Here is a 20,416-nt window from a genome sequence, read left to right on the forward strand (position 1 = left end):
CTGATTTAGGAAACAAAGCCAATGAATAGCGAGCTGACAGGGTGCTATACCCCATCAGCTCGCATTGAATTATCACTATTTTAGGATAACCCTCTAACCATTATTGACGTCTTGGTGGTGGTGGCGGAACTTCCTCTTCCGATAGACCACCGCTTCCATCTGCGTCTAGTTTATCAAAGTCATCGGCGAGTGGACCTCTGAGCTCTTCTAATTGTAACTCGCCATCACCGTTTGCATCCATTTCTTCAAAACTTGGCATTTCTCTTGGACCTTCACGGCTTTCAGCACACGCTTGAAGCGCGAATGTCGATGTCAGTAAAAGTAATGCTGTCGTGATTTTTTTCATAATTTAATTCCTATTCGTAACCAAATATAAGTGTATTTCTTTGACGCAAATAGGTTAGCGATCAAATTAGCAGAGAAAATGGATAAATCTAGGAGATGAAAGTTAGCGTTTAACTTTAATAGGGCATCAGTTCATCAGCCCATCAAGTCAGGTTGTTTAAACCTCCATTGTTTCTACATAGTTTCCACATTTTCTATTTTTATCCTAGTCCACTATTGAACTCATGAATTTAATGCCTTTAGCAATAAAGGCAGAAAGCTATCGTTGGTATTGAAATGGATTATTTTTTAGGAGCCGTAGAATGAAGGCAATGGTAAAAAAATCAGTCGTTGTCTCTTCTACGTTGTTGGTTGCTTCTTATAGTAACGCTGCGCTTTATAGGGTGGTTTTGGAGGAATCACCAGTAGAAACTGAATCGGTGTATGGGGTCGCAGTTGAACCAGAGCTTGGTACAACGGATTGCTTTAGTACCAGTTGTGGTGACACCGACTACGCATTCGCAGGGGAAGCTCAAAATGCAGAACCAGGTTTTTCCTTTAAAGAGGAGGTCCCCTTTGGTATCGATAACACGTTCTACTATTTGGATTATGACGATATCTATAGCTACTGCACGAGCGAACTTGGCTACGCGACTTGTGAAGCTTGGAGTTCTTTATTGTGGTATGGCGATGATGATGCGGGCATTGGAGGCTTGAAAAATGAGCGTGATGCGTATTACGGGCTGAGCTATCAGACCAATTCCACGGCTTTTTATGATTCTTCTTCGCTAAGCGAGATCCCAGATGTTGGCAGCAACCCACCTGATGTGAGCAGTTATAGTTATTCCTTTGTTGATGGAACAGAGGAGAAGGTGATCACTAAAGTTGACGAGAATGGTTTTGTTCTTGGTAACACCAGCAGTGGTTACTACAGTTATAACAACCAATATATTCAGTTGTATAGGCAGCGTGGTTACTACGATACAGGCACTGAATTTACGGTTCTCCAACCTGAAGCCGATACCAGCATTACGATCAGCGATGCTGACGGCGAAGCGAATATAATCTCCCAAATGGGAAGAACGATGGCTTTTGACTCTTTCAGTTATGGAGGGGAAAGCTATGTGGTCGGAAGCGCGTCCGTTGCGACTTTTTATTACAGTGATGGATACAAAGATTATGACTCTCCGTACACATCCGACAGTGATGCTGAGGATCTAGATAATTGTATCGATGAAGATATTGAGCCTGCTTTATATCCAGAGTGTCAGAACTTTGCTTTTGCTAATCGAGCTTTTGTCTGGAATATAACCGATGCGAATGGTCCCAATGATGATGGAAACCGTTTTGCAGTATCCGATTGGGAAACCAGTTCGACCTATTACTCTTACAACGATGATGAAGCTTCAGCACAAGCGAGTGTGAGGGCTGCAACGATTTCGTCTAGAGGGACATATAGCTCTTATCCTGTTTTAGTTGGTTACAATACGGAACTAGATGATTCAGATAACTTTCTTATGCAGGCTGCTGTGTTTAGGCCAAGCAGTACGTCAAATTTCAGCGTTTCGGAAAATGCTTGGACGACGACATTTATCGCTAATGCGACGGTAGAAGTGAGTGATTCATACATTCACAGTAATTCTGTCGCAACAGACATTAATGAAAACATGATGGTTATTGGTTATGCAAAAAGAGATGGTGATTATCCGTCGGATCGTGTGTCTGATAATCGTATGTTCGTCGCTGATGCGAATGACACAACGCCAACAGCTACATTCTTCGCAAGTTTAGGTGAAGACATTTTCTTTGATAGTGCAGAAGGAAAAGCAAGTGAGATCAATAATTACAATGAAATTGTTGGTTATGTTGACGCAGAAACTCACTCTGAAGTAGACGGCCATGAAAGGAGGCATCGCGGCTTCATTTTCCCTTACAACGACATTGGTACCGATGCTGATAGACGTGCAAGATATAATGATCAAGCTTGGTGGTTAGACGACCTAACTAACGGTGGTGACTACAGTGATGCCAACAACCACTTTAGAATATTGGACGCAACCGACATTAATGACGCGGGTGTTATCTCAGGGACGGCAATACAATGTTTTGCGAGTGAAAGTAGCTCCTCTTCTATGGCTTATGATTCAACCGCACACTTTGCTTATTGTAATGATGGAGTAGGTGACGAGAGGGTGGTGGCTGTAAAACTTATCCCGATATCTGGAGCAACAAGTGAAGACATTGCTGAAAGAAGTGATGATAGCGCTGAAGATGTTGAACGTAGTGGTGCCGGTACCGGGCTATTGGTGCTTATCAGTTTAATGTCCGTGCTTTCAGTTCGCTTGAAAAAGTCTCGTTCTGTGATTGCCTAAATTGATGACGTGCTCACGAGAGAAACAACCTCTATTTGACCGTCAACCATTAAAGTAATGGGTTAGGTTTGATACTTCGTCCCATAAGAATACCGCTGGGATATGAAGCTTTTTAAAAGAGCATCACCTGTTTTGTGATGCTCTTTTTACGTTCAATATACACTTATCTCTTTCTGCTTTAGCCAAAAAAATCACTTGTAACAATTAAGTAACATCTCTTGCTTTGCTGTAAATCAAACCACCACTCTTCAATCCCTTGATAGCACTCACTTTCCTGTTGTGAGGGTTTGTGTGTAACAATTATTTTACAATTTGACGGGTTTTTAGCGTTATTGCCCATTTCCTTCGATGCATTCCAATCTTTCCGCTTGTGGGCCAAATTTAATTAAGGACAAAAATCACGTAATACAAAACCAATAGGTACAAGGAGAAAGTTCATGGTGGATACATACAACCCGCTTGGCACGGATGGATTCGAGTTTGTTGAATACACGGCCGTTGACCACAAGGGAATTGAGCAACTTAAAGCACTGTTTGTGTCACTTGGTTTTGCTGAGGTCGCCAAGCATCGCTCAAAAGAGGCTTGGCTGTATCGACAAGGTGACATCAACTTCATCGTTAATGAACAGCCACACAGCCAAGCGGAAGCGTTCGCTAAAGTGCATGGGCCATCGGTGTGCGGCATGGCTTTTCGTGTCAACGAAGCGACAGCTGCAATGGAGCAAGCATTCAAGGGCGGTGGTGAAGAGTATAAAACAGAAATAGGGCCGATGGAGCTGAGCATTCCTGCCATTTACGGCATCGGTGAAAGCCTGCTCTATTTTGTGGATCGTTATGGCAAGCAGAGCATCTACGACGTCGATTTCCGATTCTATGACGATGCAGAGCAGCGCATGGCAGAAGCGAATGTTGGCTTGTATGAAATCGACCACCTCACGCACAACGTTAAGCAAGGCAATATGGATGTGTGGTCTGGGTTCTATGAGCGTCTTGGTAACTTCCGTGAGATTCGCTACTTCGACATTGAAGGCAAGCTGACAGGCCTTGTGAGCCGCGCCATGACCTCACCGTGCGGCAAAATCCGAATTCCTATCAATGAGTCTTCAGACGACAAATCACAAATTGAAGAGTTCATTCGTGAATACAACGGCGAAGGTATCCAACACATCGCACTTGCTACGGATGATATCTACAAAACGGTGAAAACCTTGCGTGATCGCGGCATGGACTTTATGCCAACTCCTGACACCTACTATGAGAAAGTTGACGATCGTGTGAAAGGCCACGGTGAAGACACCGAACTGCTGCGAGACCTACGTGTTCTGATTGATGGCGCGCCGACCAAAGACGGCATCTTGCTGCAAATTTTCACGCAGACGGTGATCGGGCCTGTGTTCTTTGAAATCATTCAGCGTAAAGGCAATGAAGGCTTTGGTGAAGGTAACTTCAAGGCGCTGTTTGAATCGATTGAAGAGGACCAGATTCGTCGAGGAGTATTAGACGATGCATAAATGGATCTCGTTTCCTCATCGGGAGGGGGTGTGCTCTAAACAAGCGCATGCCGACTTCCCCGAAGAGGCAATTTATGAGCGAGAGGCGGGCCGAAGTGGATTCTTCGGCCCTGCCGCTCATTTTCATCACCAGCATGCCCCAACAGGTTGGTCGGAGTGGGAAGGTGATTTACGCCCTCGCGCTTTTGATTTTACGCTGGTGGAAAAAGCCAGCCAGATAACCCCTTGGGCGGTGCCTCATCTTTTGCACAACGCTGACTGCAAAATCCGAGTGTGGCGCATGGACGAGAAGATGGATTTCTTGGTGCGTAATTCTGATGGTGATGAGCTGCTGTTCATTCACCAAGGTAGCGCCGATCTCTATTGTGACTATGGTCATCTAGCCGTGAGTGAAGGGGATTACGTGATGATCCCGCGCTCAACCAACTGGCGTTTAGAGCCAAGTGAGCCGATGTTCATCTTGATGATTGAGAACACAGACGCGGCTTACTCCCTGCCAGAGAAAGGCATGGTCGGTAATCACGCGGTGTTTGATCCGGCGGTGCTCGACATACCTTCTATCAATGAGCAATTCCGCGCTCAGTATTCAGAAAATCAAACTCAGGTTCAGGTGAAACGCCACGACAAAGTCAGTGTGATCACCTATCCGTTCAATCCATTGGATGCAATTGGTTGGCATGGCGACTTAGCGGTGGTGAAAGTGAATTGGCGCGATATCAGACCGCTGATGTCACATCGTTACCACTTGCCACCGTCAGCACACACCACTTTTGTTGGCGCAGGCTTTGTGGTGTGCACCTTTGTACCACGCCCGATTGAGAGCGATCCAGGTGCATTGAAAGTGCCGTTCTACCACAACAATGATGACTACGACGAAGTGCTGTTCTATCACGCAGGTGACTTCTTTAGCCGCGATAATATTGAAGCGGGTATGGTGACTTTCCACCCGGCGGGCTTCACTCATGGGCCTCATCCTAAAGCCTTTAAGGCTGGGCAAGCGCATAAGAAAAAGTTCACCGATGAAGTCGCGGTGATGATCGATACTCGCCACGCGCTGCAGTTCTCTGACGAACTCGATAACGTTGAGAACAAAGAATATGTCTACAGTTGGCAAGACACGGGTTTGCAAGAGACAGGTTCTCAAACCATGGCTGACGATAAGAAGTAAGGGGCAAGGATGAAATTAGCAACCAAGAAAAATGGCACTCGCGACGGTCTATTGATGGTCGTAAGTAAAGATCTTAAACAATGTGTAGCTGCCACCGAAATTTTCCATGCGATGCATCTAGCGCCAACCATGCAGGTAGCATTGGATAACTGGGACAGCGTGGCTTCTCAGTTAGAAGAGTTATACACCTCGTTAAACAACGGGCATGTGACTGGCAGTGAAGTGTTTGCATCTCAGTATTGTGAATCACCTCTGCCACGCGCATATCAATGGGCTGATGGCAGTGCTTATGTAAACCATGTTGAACTGGTGCGTAAGGCGCGTGGTGCTGAAATGCCAGAAAGCTTCTGGGTTGATCCATTAATGTATCAAGGAGGCTCAGATGCGTTTATCGGCCCTCGTGACAATATCGAATTTGCCAGCGACGAGTGGGGCATCGATTTCGAGGGTGAAGTCGCGGTTGTCACCGGAGATGTGCCAATGGGTGCTAGTGCTAAGCAAGCGCACGATTCGATTCGTCTGCTGATGTTGGTGAACGATGTGTCGCTGCGTGGCTTGATTCCAGCAGAGCTCGCCAAGGGCTTTGGTTTCTTCCAGTCTAAGCCCTCTTCAGCGTTTTCCCCGGTTGCCGTTACGCCTGATGAGCTAGGTGAACAGTGGAAAGGCAGTAAGGTGCATTTACCGCTGATATCGACCTACAACGACCAGCCTTTTGGTTGCCCGAATGCGGGCGTCGATATGACTTTCAACTTTGCTGAACTAGTAGTCCATGCTGCGAAGACTCGTCCACTGTCGGCGGGGGCTATTATCGGTTCAGGCACGGTATCGAATAAGCAAGGCACTGACCACGGCACCTCAATTGCCGAGGGCGGCGTGGGCTATTCATGCATTGCCGAGGTGCGCATGATTGAGACGATTCGCGATGGCAAACCTTCGACTCAATTCATGTCGTTTGGCGACTCGATTCGCCTAGAGATGTTTGATACGGCGGGTGATTCCATTTTTGGTGCGATTGACCAAAAAGTTAGCCAATATCGAGCGTTATAACCCATATTATAAAGATTCAGCTCGAGCGAGATCATTGTATGAATCAGAACATGACACTTTACGGTTATTGGCGCTCTTCGGCCGCCTATCGGGTGCGTATTGGATTGAACCTAAAGCAACTCGACTATGAGTCTAAATCGGTGCATTTGGTGCGTAATGGCGGCGAGCAGCATGATCCACAATATCGTGAGCTCAACGCCAGTGAGTTAGTGCCTGTGCTGGTGGATGGTGAAGTTAAACTCAATCAGTCGCTGACTATTTTGCAATACTTGGATGAAAGATATTTATGTGAGAGCAGCCCAGACTCCTTGTTGATTCCCGAGCAAACACCATTGCGCTATCAAGCGTTGGCAATGGCGCAGGATATTGCGATAGAAATTCACCCTCTCAATAACCTTCGTGTGTTGCAGTATTTGGAGCGAGAGTTGTCGTGTGAGCAAGAGGCGAAAATAGACTGGCTTCACTATTGGATGAGCCAAGGTTTTTCGGCATTAGAAGAGAAGCTTTCTAAGCATCGTCAAACATACGCTGATTCAGTTTATAGCCTTACCGATTCACCATGCATTGTCGATATTTGCTTGGTGCCACAGGTGTATAATGCGCTGCGCTTTGGCGTTGATATGTCGCCTTATCCGCTGATTAACTCAATTGTCGAAGCGTGCAATCAGTTACCTGCTTTTATTGATGCGATGCCAGAGAACCAAGCGGATGCGAATGTACCGATGTAAGCGAATAGCAACAATTAACAACTGGCTTTACTGCAATAGCTTATACACAGCCTGACATTTAAGAGCCTGAATAAATGCCAAATCAGGTTCTGCGTACCTTCAATATGGGAGAAATGCGGGTGTAGGTTTGAGTACCGTGTTGATTTGACCAGATCTGGTTGAGCTTTTCCATCACGGTCTTGGCTATCTCATTGACCGGTTGGGCAATGGTTGTGAGCTGGTAACCCTGCCACGCCGCTTGGGGAACATTATCACAGCCAACGATTCTTAACTGTTCTGGCACTGGGATACGAGCGATATCGCGACAGCTGTCCAAGACGCCCATAGCGAGCGCATCTGAAGCGCAAAAAATGCCGTCAAGCTCACGAATCGCTTCTATCTCTCGAATAGCCAACTCAAAACCGGCTGAATAGCCGTAGCTGTGCGCGCACAAACGTTCAGGGATAAAGCCAAGCTGCTCTTCAACGACGTTTTTAAAGCCTTGATAGCGTTCATTTGAGGCTGACCCGTCTTGCCGACCAGCAATAAATCCGAGCTTTGTTATACCGAGGCGAATCAAGTGTTCAGCAGCAAGGCGACCAGCTTGAACATTGTCGGTTTGAACAGAGGGAATGATGCCTCGTTCGTCCGCTCGTCCCAGTGTCACAAGGGGTAGAGAGAGCTTTAGGCATTGTTCAAATCCTTCGACAGGGAGAGATCCTGCGACAGCAATTACGCCATCAACCTGATAACCAGAGAGGCGTAATATGGCTTGCTCTAAGTCCTGCTCGTGCTTAACGTTGAGTAGCATAGGCTGCTTGCCATGTTGTTGAAGTATGTTGGAGAGGATCTCAAATAAATGCGACTGATACGGGTTTGAAAAGTCGCTGATCAATATGGCTACTAAGTTTGACCGTTTTTTTTGTGCAGGGGTACTTAAGGTTCGAGCAAAGAAGTTGGGTTGATAGCCCAGTGTTTTTGCCGCCTCAAGAATTCGATCTCGTTTGTCGGCTTGAATGCTTGCACCTTCGGTAAATGCTCTTGAAACAGCGGATCGTGAGACACCTACATGCTCGGCAACATCCAGCGCGGTAACGGTCTTTTTCGTGCTATTAATAAATGGACTCCTTTCGAACTTTCTGGCTTACATCGTGGCCATCAGATGGCTGGCACAATTGTTCCAGTATTGATCCTTTGGGCCATGCCCACACTGGGCCAGTATAAGTGGTGGTGAGTGACGGGGCTACCACTAAGTCTGCTTCGGCGCAGATTAATTGGGCCGCGAGAACATCCCAAATATACACGTGTCCCATGTAGCATCCGTCCAGTTCTCCGCAGGCTACTTGTGTCATTGACCAAGCAGCGGAACCACTCACTCGAACCTGATGGCCGTTCTCAATTAGCCATTCTGTGTTGCGTAAGTAGCCGTTGGCAACCTTTGGTTGGTAATTAAGATTTAGCCCTATGACTAATTCTTTGTCTGAAAGTGGCCTTGGCCTTAAAGGGCGGGTCTCTCCATTTTTAATTTCGTAGGCTCCTTGCCCGCGACTGGCGACGACCACTCGCTTTTGTATTGGGTTTGCGATCACGCCAATACACGCGCCATTTTGGTCTAGAAAGGCGATGCTAATAACAAAGTCGCCATGCCCGTAGAGAAAATTTGTCGTGCCATCAATGGGGTCTATTACCCAGCAAGGGGCGATTAACTTCCCACCAAGCTCCTCGCCAAAGAAGTGATGCGTAGGGTAAGCGTGGCTTAGTGCTTGGCGAATGAACTGTTCTACCTCTCGGTCAGCTTCAGATACCCAGTCGTGGTGTCCCTTTGACTCCACTGACAGGTCATGTCGATTGTTGAACCATGTCATTGCAATGGTTGCCGCGTCGTTAGCTATCTGGATAACGGTGTTTAACATGACATTAAGTTCGTCACGTGATTGAACTCGATTTGGACTTGAGCAGTTTGAACCTGGTTGATTAAGCGACATTACCGTTTCCCCAATGATTGATAGCAACCAGAATCTCGTCTTCTTTTGCCAACTCGAACTCAGTACGATGATGGATTGCAATTGAAAGCGGCGAGCGTACCGCTGGTTCTATATGATAGAGTTTCCACTGACTGCCAGGTTTTACTTCAACACTGGAGAGTTGCGCCCACGATCCGTGACTGGTATGAGGTTCGATCGTCTCGCATTCAGCAAAGACTAGATCGCTCTCGCAGGCCAGTTTTAAGCTCTTCCCAGTTAATTGACCATCCCCAGAGTAGAGGAGTTGATAGCCTAGAGAGGTGGTTAAATGCAGGCTCAAATTACTGACTGCATGCTGTGTCGGTGCGGTTTGAGCATCCCAAGGTCCAATCTTCGTTAACGTTTCACTCTCACACCATTCGATCTCATAACCCAAGGCATCAACAGGCCAATGTGCAAAATGAGCTAAAGGTTCGATAATCGCCTTTTGTTCACGTTGAACAATGATTTTGATTGGTCGTGAGCGTTGCTTTGAGTCCATCCAATTGAGCAGTGTGGTTAACCCCAAGCAGTGATCGGGGTGCGAATGGGTAATGTAGATGGCATCGAGTTCATGGCAACTTATATTGCAGCGAAATAAGGCAGCTGGCACCGTTGGGCCGCAGTCAATTAATAACGAGTAATCGCGTTGCTTGACGATAACACTGGCGTTAGTATGCTCTCCATCATAAGCATCCCCAATCCCAAGTGTGTGTACCTTAAAATCATGCGGCATGAGAAACCTCGATATCGAGTACTCGTTCATCGTTGTCGTCAAACCAATGTTGCACTGAATTAGGCAGGTTGATAGGCAGAGCGTCACCCACGTCATACAGTTCATCACTTTCTACAATGAAGGCTGAACCGTTCAAATGCCCATAATAGAGACGGGCATAACCGAGCGGCTCCATGACTTCTACAGTCATTGTGCAATTTGGGTTAATGGAGTCGACACAAACCTGATTAGGGCGCAGTCCGACGGATACAACCCCTTTTGGCACTAAGCCTTTATGAGTGAGCGCCTCATAGGTGTCAGCTGGCAGAAAGTTCATGACTGGCGAGCCAATGAATGAGGCAACGAATTTGTTCTGTGGTCTGTTATACAGATCCTCAGGCGTTCCTATTTGTTCAACTGATCCTTTGTTAAGCACCACGATTTTATCCGCTAGTGTCATGGCCTCCACTTGATCATGGGTCACGTAAACCATAGTGGACTTGAGCTTCTGATGTAGTTGCTTTAAATAAAGGCGCATTTCACTGCGTAGTTTAGCGTCTAGATTAGATAGCGGTTCATCAAATAGGAAAAGTTCAGGATTTCTTACAATGGCTCGGCCAATGGCTACTCGTTGTTTTTGACCACCTGAGAGCTCACTGGGTAAGCGCTCTAGAAGGGGAGTGAGTTGCAAGCTTTCGGCTGTGGACTGCACCAATGAATCGATGGTTTCTTTGGATTCCCCTGCCATCTTGAGCGGAAAGCCAATGTTCTTTTTTACCGTCATGTGCGGATAGAGAGCGTACGACTGAAATACCATCGCAACTTCACGCTCAGAAGGGTGTACGCGATTCAAAATATGCTCGTTGAGCGTCATGGTGCCCTTAGTAATGCTTTCTAAACCAGCAATCATGCGAAGAAGCGTCGATTTTCCGCAACCTGATGGGCCTACAAGCACGACAAATTCACCGTCGTTGATGGTCAAGTTAACCTCAGGGATCACAATGTGGTCACCGTAGGTTTTATGGATATTTTTTAGTTTTAGTTTCGTCATGATTAATTCCTTATTTCAATCCCTATTTCAGGCCCATCGAAAAGCCGCGCAGCAGGTATTTCTGCATATAGCTGGCAAGAAAAAGCATAGGAACAGAGGAGATAATGCCTATCACCATAAGCTCGCCCCATGCGGTGCCGTCTTCTGTCATGAAGTTAGAAATGAACAGCGGGATGGTAAATTTGTCCGGTGTGTGCACGAAAAGAAGAGAGAATAAAAACTCGTTCCATCCCAAAATCATGGCGAAAATAGACGTGGCAACCAAACCTGGGGCACAGAGTGGAAATACAATATATTGAAGGCGTTTGAACAAGTGAGCGCCATCCATTGAGCCTGCTTCTTCAATCTCTAAAGGGACGTCACGAATGAAGCCTAGCAGCATCCAGATACAAAAGGGCAGGGTGTAAACCTGATACGCCAATACCAGCCCAAGCTTGCTATTTAGTAACCCGAATTGGTTCATTAACGAGTACAACGGAATGGCGACCACAATCGGTGGCATCATTTTGATGATTAACACCGACAATAAAAACAGGTTGTCCAGTTTGGCTGGAAAGCGGTATCGAACCAACGCGTAAGCAGCGAAGAATGCCACAATTACGGAAACCACCGTTGCAGATAGCGATACCAGTACGGTATTACTGATTAGAGTAAACAGCTCCCCTTGCCATACCTTTAGAAAGGAGTCGAAGCTCAGTGTCGAAGGCAATAATGCGGTCCCAGAATGTAAGATTTCCGCGGGTGACTTAAAGGCAGTACCGAACATCCAAATGATCGGAAGTATAAATAGGCCGGTCGCAGCCCAGACGAAAAAAATATGAAGGCGTGTATTCATTTTTGGCCTCCTTTCATTACGCGTTTCGCATAGATAAGAGTCATAGAGAGTGAGATAGCGAGCATGACCAGTGATGAGGCGCTTGCCATTCCTAAGTCAAAGAATCGGAAACCGTATTTGTAGACAAACATCGATAAGGTTTCTGTGGCGTTCCCCGGGCCTCCTCCCGTCATCACGTACACCTTGTCAAATAGCTTAAAGGTGTCTATCGAGCGTAGAAGAAAGGCCAATAATATCTGTTTCTGGATGAGCGGTAAGGTGATGTAAAACGTCGATTTCCAGCCTTTTGCACCATCGACCATCGCGGCTTCATTGATGTCTTTCGGCACAGATTGCAATCCCGCGAGAATGATGAGAAATGCCATTGGCGTCCACTGCCAAGTATCAACCATGGCAATGGCAAATAGAGCTAAGTTAGGGTTAAACAACCACTCTTGTGCAGGCAGCCCAATCGACACCAAAACGGCGTTCAGAAGGCCGAAATCATAGTGGTACCAAGAGCGCCATATAGAAGAGCAAACTAAGGTCGAGATCATCATCGGGTAGATGATAATGGGCAGAGCGAATCGTCGACCAGGAAATTGGCGATGAAACAGCAAGGCTAATGCCAAACCAAGCAGCACCTGAGCGGTTGAGGCTACCAGTGTAAAAACGAACGTGTTTTTTATCGCGGCGATGAAGAAGAAGTCATTGAAGAGTTCGCTGAAGTTCGCGAAGCCAATGAATTGATAGCCGGCACGTTCACTGTCTAAGCTGAAGAACGCATTGTAAAGTACCGACAAAATTGGGTAGACCGTGAGTAAGCCAAGCACAAGCATTGCAGGGAGCAACAAAACAGTGAGCTGCTTACGATTTTCAAACAACATACAAAAGCCTAAAAGCAGCCATCGGCATCAACGACACAGGTCAATACCGATGGCATTCATTATGAGTGATTACGATTTAACAATACGATTGATGCGAGTATGAGCTTGCTTAAGGGCTTGCTCCGGACTCATTTGCCCCATCATTGCTAACTGTAAGAAGTCACCTAAGATACTTTCCACTTCCGCCCAGTTATGGATTCTAGGACGAGCCTTACCAGTTGATAGTGCTTTGGCTTGTTGTGGATACCAACGATACTTGCTCACCACTTCGTCATCAGAGTAAATGCTGTTACGCGTTGGTGGCATGCCGTAGTCGAGAGCGAGAGCTTTTTGAATATCGGCGCTGGTTGCAAATTTTAAGAATGCCTCTGCTTCTTGCTTGTTGTTTGAGTCTGAAGGAATGGCGAGCTGCCAAATACCTAGCATTGGCGCAGGGCTTCCTACTTCTGCTGGCGGTGCCATTATCTCCATATCACCCACAACGTTGGATACGTCAGCGTTATCTAGATTTGGCACCCAGGCTGGCCATACTTCAATCGCCATTGCCGCTGTCCCTTTTTGCAGCGAATCACGTACTTCATCAGCGTTGTAAACATCGACGCCTCTCGGCGCAAATTGCTTCATTGCTAGGAAGGTTTCTAATGCTTCTACAGCCTCTTTAGAGTCGAGAGTTGAACGGCCATTCTCGTCGACCACATCAGCGCCATATCCCCAAAGTACAGGTAGGAAACCCGTCACGATAGGGTTGCCTTTTACGCCACGAAAAACCACGCCATTAGTGTCACTTGATTCACTGATGGTTTTTGCTGAATTGAGCACGTCTGTCCATGACGTTGGCTCTGACAGATCATGTTTTGCAAATTCAGCACGATTCCATGCGAACATCGCAACGTTCCCCACCATTGGCATCGCATAAGCAGGGCCGCTTGCATCTGGGTAGCGGCCAATATCAAATGACGCTTGAACAAAGTCAGTATCCTCTACTGAGCTAGACAGTGGTGCTAACCATTGATTGGTTAAAAACTCAGGTGCCCACGTATCGTCCATAAGGATCACATCGTAATGACCCGTTTGCTCACGCATAGAAAGAACCGTACTTTCATATAGTCCTTTGGTTGGGCGTTTAACCAAGGTTACCTTCGTCTCTGGCTTAACCTTGTTGTACTCACTCACTACAAATTCCATGGCTTCGCCATAGCTGCTATCGCGACTTGCAATGACCAGTTCACTTGCATTGACCAATGGTGTTGTGGCGAGAATTGCCGAGGCAATGATTGCTTTTCGGAACATGACGTTCTCCCTTTCCTTGATAAGTTGAGCGTTATTGCACGCGCGTTCAAACTAATACTTATTACCTTAGTGAAGCTAAATGTCAGATTGATGACGAAGATGTGAAACTTAAAATCGTGATGGCGAAGCGATTTTAAGCTTCACTGAAATTAGATATGGGTTAATATTTATTGGTGAGTGTCATCCCAACGAGTGACTGGTAGCAGTTTGAAGCGAGTATTGGCGTTAAAATCCTGACAGGAGTAGAGGTGCCATTGTGTTCCTGCCCCAGCCCCTTTATTGTCCATGCAGTATCCGTTACCGTCGTCACCACTAGTGTTACTGTGCCAACTAATGAATGCGCTGGTTGGTGTAATACTCCACTTTTCGCTGGTTCCTCCATCACAACTCCATAAGTGAAGGTCTTTGCCGTTCCCTGCTTTCCCTCCCTTGATATCCACGCAATATCGAGAGTTTCCTTTGGGTCTTAGCTGAGATTCAACGGTGTAAACAAACTTTTGATCCTCTGACTTTTGACACTGACTGCTGATTAGCTGAGTTCCGTTACTATATTTAGAGTCTTTGACACTTAAGCACAGCCCGGTTTGTTCGTTGTAAATCTGGAAAAAACCCGCGATTGAACGTCGTACGCCAATAAGTGGAACAGCATTACCCCAAGTCGAAATATCTTGAGGTTTAGATCTTTCTCTATTGATGAACTGCACCCCGTGGCTAACTGAAAGGTAGTTGTATTCAAATGTTTCAGGGCTAACTAGAGAGTCTCCCCAAATATGCATCATTTGCTTATTATTAGCGGCTTCATTTGCGACATTTTGGTAGTGCTTACTCTGACCCATGTTGTTACAAATAAAGCGTTGAGACTCCTCTTTTGATATCCCATTGAGTTGCCCTCCCACCTTAATATGTTCAATAGTGCTACCTTCAGGACACATGAAAGTTGATGGCACCACGCCATGTGTCTCCCATAACCAGTTCCAACCTGATCGGTAGTTTTGGTTCTTGCTCCCTATTTTTCCACCAGTGAGAACAACGATGATTTTGCCTTGAAGGTCGCGTAGTAAGGGCCAGCCAAATGTTTTAGTCAATTCACGAATGTGTTTACTGGGGTTAACTGCTCCTGCGTGTTCCGCTGCTGTTGCTGCTGGCACTAAATGCTCGTTTAAGTACGACGAGAACCGGTACTGGTGTTCGCTCAAGTAGTCACTGATCCATTTGTCAATCATGCCAACTTCATCGTAGTTCCATGCGTTAGCGGGATCCCAACTGACTTTTAGATCGATTAGAACCACTAAGGGGTATTTCGGGTTATTTTGGTTTGTCCATTGAATGATGTCATCGAAGCAATGACCCAGCCGAGTATTGCCAGCTGCTGCGCAGTTTTTGTTGCCGGGGCTTGAGGAGTGAGACACGTAAGGGCCAAACTCTTCGTGTTCCCATCTACCTCTATCGATCACATCCAATTCCACGATACCAAACCCCTGATCTAACCAATCCGTCAGCTTATCTCCATAGTCTTGGGTGTTATGTTGCTGCATGTAATAGATGTCACTGAATGTATGTTTACTTGGATCTACAGGTTCTACCTGAATGACTGATGCCAAGGCTTGAGAGCTTGCCAGTAAAGCTAGCCCTGGCCAAAATAACTTATGCATAATTTCTCCTTAATTTTTGCACGCGCGTTCACTGAGTGTTTACGTTAGAGAATATTGATGACTGATTGATTAAAGATTGGTTAAATATTGTTCGCTTCAATTAGGGGTAAAAATGAGTTGAGCAATTTGTTAGAACCGCTTAAACCTGAGTTACAGTTAATACGAAGATAAAAAAGCCCTCCACGATGTTTATTCGTGGAGGGCTTTCGTTGGAAGTTACTTTCTTCTAATTGAGAGCTTGTGAGATAAGAACACTAAAGCGAAACAACACTCTTTATCTCTTCCAAAACCTCGGCGTTAGCGATAGCCCCGAGGTTTTCTACATTTTTGCCATTGATCACCTGTTTCACAGCCAACTCCACCAGTTTGCCAGAGCGTGTTTTTGGCACGTCGCTGATCGCAAATATCTGGCTTGGCACGTGTCTTGGCGAACAAGAGGATTTGAGTTTGCTTTTGATGGCTGTCAGTAACTTTTCATCTAAACTCACACCTTGCTGCAGCTGAACAAACAGCCATACCTGTTCATTGCGGTCGATGTTTTTACCGACTGCTATCGAATCGATGATGCCGTCAATGGTGTTCACTTGCTGGTAGATCTCGGCAGTCCCAATTCTTACCCCACCGGGGTTGAGGGTGGTGTCGCCTCGACCGTAGAACAGGTAGCCACCATGCACGCTCTGTGCGACTTCATCACCGTGATGCCACACATTATCGAACCTATCCCAATAGGTGCTGTGATAGCGCTCTCCGGTGTCATTCCAAAAGCCAGCGGGGAAGTTGGGTAGGGAGTTTGTACACACCAGTTCGCCACGTTCATGATTAACCTTGTGGCCAGACGAATTGAACACTTTGATGTCGACGCCGAGCCCGGCCTGTTGGCACTCACCGCGATACACTGGCGAGATGGGATTACCTAAAACAAAGCAGCCACAAATATCTGTCCCTCCAGAAATTGAGGCTAAATGCAGGTCTTGCTTGATGTGTTTGTAGACGTAATCGAACTGTTCTGGATAAAGCACAGAACCGGTCGAGCACAGTGTTCTTAAGTGAGGAAGAGAGTGACTGTCGATCGGCGAGAGTTCTGCCTTCTCAATCGCTTCTAGATACTTGGCTGAGGTGCCAAATGTCGATACGTCTGCACGCTGTGCCAAGTCCCACAGTACATTGGGCTGCGGATAAACCGGGCTACCATCAAAGATCACCAAACAAGCACCGCTCGCGAGCGCAGATACGTGCCAGTTCCACATCATCCAACCACAAGTGGTGTAGTAGAACACGCGATCTCTCGGTTTAATATCGCAATGAAGCTGATGCTCTTTTAGGTGGTTGATGGTAGTGCCACCAACCGAGTGAACAATACACTTTGGCTTTCCGGTGGTACCGGAGGAATAGAGCACGAACAACGGTTCATTGAAGCCGACACGAGTAAATCGAAGAGGTTTTGTCTGATAGTGATTAATGATGCTGTGCCAGCTTAGAATCGACACATCATGTTCAACTTTTTTCTTCTCTAAATCGCTCTTCTCTAAGTCATTACTCGGTTTCAAATAACCGATCTCACACACCTGTTTTAATTCGTTTAAGTGTTCGATGATTTCACGGTTCTTGCCCGCCATATCGAACGTTTTGCCATTGAAGGTGTAACCGTCACAGGTGAACAGCACCTTAGGTTTCACCTGTCCGAATCGCTCAATCACACTCTCTACTCCAAAATCAGGCGAGGTCGATGTCCAAATCGCGCCTAAGCTGGTGGCGGCTAGCATGGCTATCACGGTTTGTGGCAGATAGGGAGTATACGCAGCAACTATATCACCTTGTTTCACTCCGCTATCGACAAGCCATTGCTGAACACTAGAGACAGCTTCACACAGGGTTTCCCATGTATAACTCTGTTGTTCGCCACGTTCGTTCTCAAACCAAATCGCAAGCTCGTTTGGCAACGTTTTTGCTGAATGCAGTAAGTTTTCGGCGTAGTTAACTCGAGCATTCGGAAACCACACCGCATCGCGATTCGATTTCGGCTGCTGCCAGCGGCTCCCACCTTGAGCTTTGATGGTCTCGCTTTCTGCCTTGTTAATAGAGTCTTGTGAGCCGACTACTCCACAAAACTGCCATACGTTTTGCCAAAATGATTCCGGATGTTCCACAGACCATTGATGGAGTTCGGTGTAGCTTTTTACGTCCCTATCTAGGTTTAACCCAGACTGTTCAAGGCTATCGATAAATCGGGTTAAGTTGGCATCGGCGATACGCTGCTCGCTAGGGTGCCAAATTGGCTTATTGCTCTCGTGCATTCCTTTACCTTTAACAAAAAGTTAACGATTTCAGTCTGGTATTTAGGTTTTACAAAGTCAAAAGATCAGAAAAATAAGGGTTTGTCGTAATTGTGTAAATAAAATGTTACACGATCGCCCGTTCGAAAAATCGCGCAAATTGGCGCTTATAAGGAGTGGAGATAGGCTTAAAGTGAGACATTCGAAAGGAGGTGTGTAATGACTCAATATCATTCTAAGCCCGTGAGCCAAGAGGGATGGGTTGAGTGGAGCCTCGAAGAAGACGCTATTTGGCACGACTTAGTGAAAAGGCAACTGGACGTGATTAATGACCGCGCATGCGATGCTTATTTGCACGGTTTGACCTTGCTGGATCTACCATTAGACAGAGTTCCCCAGCTGCCAGAGATAAATAAAGTGCTAATGGAAACAACCGGTTGGCAAGTTCAGCCTGTGCCTGCATTGATCGATTTCGACCGATTCTTTGATTTGCTCGCCAATAAGAAATTCCCAGTTGCGACATTTCTGAGAACGCGAGACGAGTTCGATTACTTACAAGAACCTGATTTCTTTCATGAAATTTTCGGCCATTGTGCCATGCTCACTAATGCCGATTTCGCGGCTTTCACTGAGCATTATGGAAAACTAGGCCAAGCCGCCACATCTAAACAGCGCGCTTATCTTGCCCGTTTGTATTGGTTTACGGTTGAGTTCGGTTTAGTAAAAGAAGGCCAACAACTGAAAATCTATGGCGGTGGCATTCTTTCGTCTCCAGCGGAAACTATGTATGCGTTGGGAGGGGATTTGGCCGTTCGCGAGCGGTTCGATCTGCAAACGGTTTTAAGAACGCCTTATCGTATCGACATCATGCAGCCGAAATATTACGTGATCGACGAGCTATCTGAGCTCTTTAAAATCAGTCAGGAAAACCTATTACAGCAAGCTGATCTCGCCATCGATGCGGGGTTACTACCACCACTTTTTGAACCCAAGGAACCAACACATGTTGAATGAACAAAAATGCGAAGCCTGCAGTATCGACGCGATTGCCCTAAGTGAAGATGAACAACAATCTTTACTGTTGGAGTTGTCAGACTGGCAGATCATCGAAAGAGACGGCATCCCGCAGCTTGAGAAGGTGTTCAAGTTTAAGAACTACAAGCAAGCATGGGCATTCAGCAACATAGTGTCAGAACTGGCAGAAGAAGAGTTCCACCATCCTTCGATCTTATTGGAGTGGGGCAAAGTCACCGTCACTTGGTGGAGCCACTCAATCAAAGGCCTGCACAAAAATGACTTCATCTGCGCCTCACGCTGCGATGTGTTCGCGGTGAGTGAATAGTTTTGTAGGTTAGGAGTTACTCTTGCAACCTCTGTGATGCGATTAACTCATTATTCGGCTCATAATGTGAGTTGAATAATTGCCTTAAACAGCTCATAGTATGAGTTGAATAAGTGATACTTTCGCATCATGGGGTGTAATATGTGGATTTGGCAGCAAGATAATTGGCCAAACTTTGTTTGGGATAATCAGAAAATAGGCGTGAGGTTAAGAGAAGTACGGCTTAATCAGGGCATTCTATTGGGCAAGATTACCTCACAGTCGGCAGATCAATCCCAAACCATGCTCGACACCTTATTAGCGAACATAGTCCATTCCAGTGCGATTGAGGGAGAAAAGCTTAATGCTTTCTCGGTCCGGTCTTCTTTAGCCAATAAACTCGGTGTCAGTGAAGATCGACCTTTTCCAACGACAGAACAAACCGATGGCCTAGCTGAAATTATGTTGGATGCGGTGCAGAACCTAACAGAGCCACTAGCGCTTGATAGGATCTTACATTGGCACGATAGACTGTTTCCTCAAGGCTACACCATGTTTAATCCTGTAGTCGGAGGTCAGCTACGAGGTGAAGCTCCGATGCAAGTGGTATCAGGAAGAATTGATCGTCCAACCGTGCACTTTGAAGCACCTAGCCGAGACATTCTTGATGCTGAGCTAGATACATTTATCACATGGTTTAATGATTCACTTACCGACGCTACACTCGATCCCTTACTTAGAGCTGCGATAACTCACCTTTGGTTTATCACCTTACACCCGTTAGATGATGGTAATGGTCGTATTACTCGATTGTTGACCGACTTGGCATTAGCACAGGCCGAGCAGCAGTCGGTACGTTTCTATGCGATGTCGGTGGGGATTCTCGCTAACCGCAAGCATTACTACGAGATATTGGAGCGAACCCAGAAAGGGGAACTCGATATTAGCGAATGGTTGATGTGGTTCTTAGATACGTTAGACGAGACGTTTACAGGCGTTTTCGCTGAGGTCGACCAAACTGTATATAAGACTAACTATTGGCGCAGCATCGATCAAACCAAGCTTACGGCAGAACAAGTAAAAGTGCTGAATAGGATGCTCGATGGTGATTTTTCAGAAGGTATCAATGCCAGTCAATATCAGAAAGTAGCAAAGGTGAGCAGCGCCACAGCAACACGTCATTTGAACGCTTTGATTGAGCATGGCTGCTTAGTTAAATCTGGTTCTGGTGGCAGAAGCACGCGCTATCTGTTGCCGGAGTAGGGCTCACTTCAATTTATA

Annotated in this window: 18 protein-coding genes; 8 read left to right on the forward strand and 10 right to left on the reverse strand. The window is 46.3% G+C overall.

Annotation, left to right across the window (positions count from 1 at the left end; translation table 11 throughout):
- Nucleotides 1-100: 100 nt before the first annotated feature.
- On the reverse strand, nt 101-346 hold the full coding sequence (locus tag AB4167_RS04605; protein ID WP_010432281.1) for a hypothetical protein: 246 nt from the start codon (nt 344-346) through the stop codon (nt 101-103).
- 301 nt (nt 347-647) lie between these two features.
- Here AB4167_RS04605 and AB4167_RS04610 point away from each other — a divergent pair, with 301 nt between their 5' ends.
- The 5 genes from AB4167_RS04610 to maiA all read left to right on the forward strand — a co-directional run bounded on the left by AB4167_RS04610 (nt 648) and on the right by maiA (nt 7,150).
- A complete protein-coding gene (locus AB4167_RS04610) occupies nt 648-2,696 on the forward strand; it encodes a DUF3466 family protein (RefSeq protein WP_372136204.1) in 2,049 nt (682 codons plus the stop codon).
- A gap of 437 nt (nt 2,697-3,133) precedes the next feature.
- Nucleotides 3,134-4,207 (forward strand): 4-hydroxyphenylpyruvate dioxygenase, encoded by a 1,074-nt coding sequence (hppD, locus tag AB4167_RS04615; RefSeq protein WP_004732598.1) that lies wholly within the window; start codon nt 3,134-3,136, stop codon nt 4,205-4,207.
- Nucleotides 4,200-5,375 carry a homogentisate 1,2-dioxygenase gene (locus AB4167_RS04620; RefSeq protein ID WP_102454002.1) on the forward strand — a complete coding sequence of 392 codons (1,176 nt, stop codon included), beginning with the start codon at nt 4,200-4,202 and terminating at the stop codon, nt 5,373-5,375. Before hppD ends, AB4167_RS04620 begins: the two co-directional genes overlap by 8 nt.
- A 9-nt stretch (nt 5,376-5,384) precedes the next feature.
- A complete protein-coding gene (locus tag AB4167_RS04625) occupies nt 5,385-6,422 on the forward strand; it encodes a fumarylacetoacetate hydrolase family protein (protein ID WP_372136205.1) in 1,038 nt (345 codons plus the stop codon).
- A gap of 38 nt (nt 6,423-6,460) precedes the next feature.
- On the forward strand, nt 6,461-7,150 hold the full coding sequence (gene maiA, locus AB4167_RS04630) for a maleylacetoacetate isomerase (protein WP_372136206.1): 690 nt from the start codon (nt 6,461-6,463) through the stop codon (nt 7,148-7,150).
- An 82-nt stretch (nt 7,151-7,232) separates the two neighbouring features.
- Here the strand turns inward: maiA and AB4167_RS04635 are convergent, their stop codons facing one another.
- From AB4167_RS04635 to AB4167_RS04675, 9 genes are all read right to left on the reverse strand, one after another.
- Nucleotides 7,233-8,246, reverse strand: a complete 1,014-nt coding sequence (locus AB4167_RS04635; protein WP_065676062.1) for a LacI family DNA-binding transcriptional regulator — start codon at nt 8,244-8,246, stop codon at nt 7,233-7,235.
- Nucleotides 8,242-9,114: an inositol monophosphatase gene (locus tag AB4167_RS04640; protein ID WP_372136207.1), complete on the reverse strand. Its 873-nt coding sequence runs from the start codon at nt 9,112-9,114 to the stop codon at nt 8,242-8,244. Before AB4167_RS04640 ends, AB4167_RS04635 begins: the two co-directional genes overlap by 5 nt.
- Nucleotides 9,104-9,868: an MBL fold metallo-hydrolase gene (locus AB4167_RS04645; RefSeq protein WP_081229147.1), complete on the reverse strand. Its 765-nt coding sequence runs from the start codon at nt 9,866-9,868 to the stop codon at nt 9,104-9,106. Before AB4167_RS04645 ends, AB4167_RS04640 begins: the two co-directional genes overlap by 11 nt.
- Nucleotides 9,858-10,898: an ABC transporter ATP-binding protein gene (locus AB4167_RS04650; protein WP_102393371.1), complete on the reverse strand. Its 1,041-nt coding sequence runs from the start codon at nt 10,896-10,898 to the stop codon at nt 9,858-9,860. The genes AB4167_RS04645 and AB4167_RS04650 overlap by 11 nt, the downstream gene beginning before the upstream one ends.
- A 22-nt stretch (nt 10,899-10,920) precedes the next feature.
- Nucleotides 10,921-11,733: a carbohydrate ABC transporter permease gene (locus AB4167_RS04655; RefSeq protein ID WP_065676058.1), complete on the reverse strand. Its 813-nt coding sequence runs from the start codon at nt 11,731-11,733 to the stop codon at nt 10,921-10,923.
- Entirely contained in the window at nt 11,730-12,599 is an 870-nt protein-coding gene (locus AB4167_RS04660) for a carbohydrate ABC transporter permease (protein ID WP_102393370.1), read from the reverse strand. Before AB4167_RS04660 ends, AB4167_RS04655 begins: the two co-directional genes overlap by 4 nt.
- Before the next feature lie 69 nt (nt 12,600-12,668).
- Nucleotides 12,669-13,889 carry an extracellular solute-binding protein gene (locus AB4167_RS04665; protein ID WP_372136208.1) on the reverse strand — a complete coding sequence of 407 codons (1,221 nt, stop codon included), beginning with the start codon at nt 13,887-13,889 and terminating at the stop codon, nt 12,669-12,671.
- A 167-nt stretch (nt 13,890-14,056) separates the two neighbouring features.
- Nucleotides 14,057-15,541, reverse strand: a complete 1,485-nt coding sequence (locus tag AB4167_RS04670; RefSeq protein ID WP_102393369.1) for a ricin-type beta-trefoil lectin domain protein — start codon at nt 15,539-15,541, stop codon at nt 14,057-14,059.
- Nucleotides 15,542-15,795: 254 nt separating this feature from the next.
- Nucleotides 15,796-17,835, reverse strand: coding sequence for an acetoacetate--CoA ligase (locus AB4167_RS04675; protein WP_137001623.1), 2,040 nt, complete (start codon nt 17,833-17,835; stop codon nt 15,796-15,798).
- Nucleotides 17,836-18,033: 198 nt separating this feature from the next.
- On the opposite strand from AB4167_RS04675, the gene phhA reads away from it, so the two are divergent.
- The 3 genes from phhA to AB4167_RS04690 all read left to right on the forward strand — a co-directional run bounded on the left by phhA (nt 18,034) and on the right by AB4167_RS04690 (nt 20,398).
- Entirely contained in the window at nt 18,034-18,828 is a 795-nt protein-coding gene (gene phhA / locus AB4167_RS04680) for a phenylalanine 4-monooxygenase (RefSeq protein ID WP_017065113.1), read from the forward strand.
- The gene (locus AB4167_RS04685) at nt 18,818-19,156 is read left to right on the forward strand and encodes a 4a-hydroxytetrahydrobiopterin dehydratase (protein ID WP_017065112.1); all 339 of its coding nucleotides are present in this window, start codon (nt 18,818-18,820) and stop codon (nt 19,154-19,156) included. The genes phhA and AB4167_RS04685 overlap by 11 nt, the downstream gene beginning before the upstream one ends.
- Before the next feature lie 141 nt (nt 19,157-19,297).
- Nucleotides 19,298-20,398 (forward strand): Fic family protein, encoded by a 1,101-nt coding sequence (locus tag AB4167_RS04690; RefSeq protein ID WP_137001624.1) that lies wholly within the window; start codon nt 19,298-19,300, stop codon nt 20,396-20,398.
- Nucleotides 20,399-20,416 lie beyond the last annotated feature (18 nt).

Source organism: Vibrio sp. 10N.286.49.E11 (genome assembly GCF_041469505.1).
GTDB lineage: Bacteria > Pseudomonadota > Gammaproteobacteria > Enterobacterales > Vibrionaceae > Vibrio > Vibrio crassostreae_C.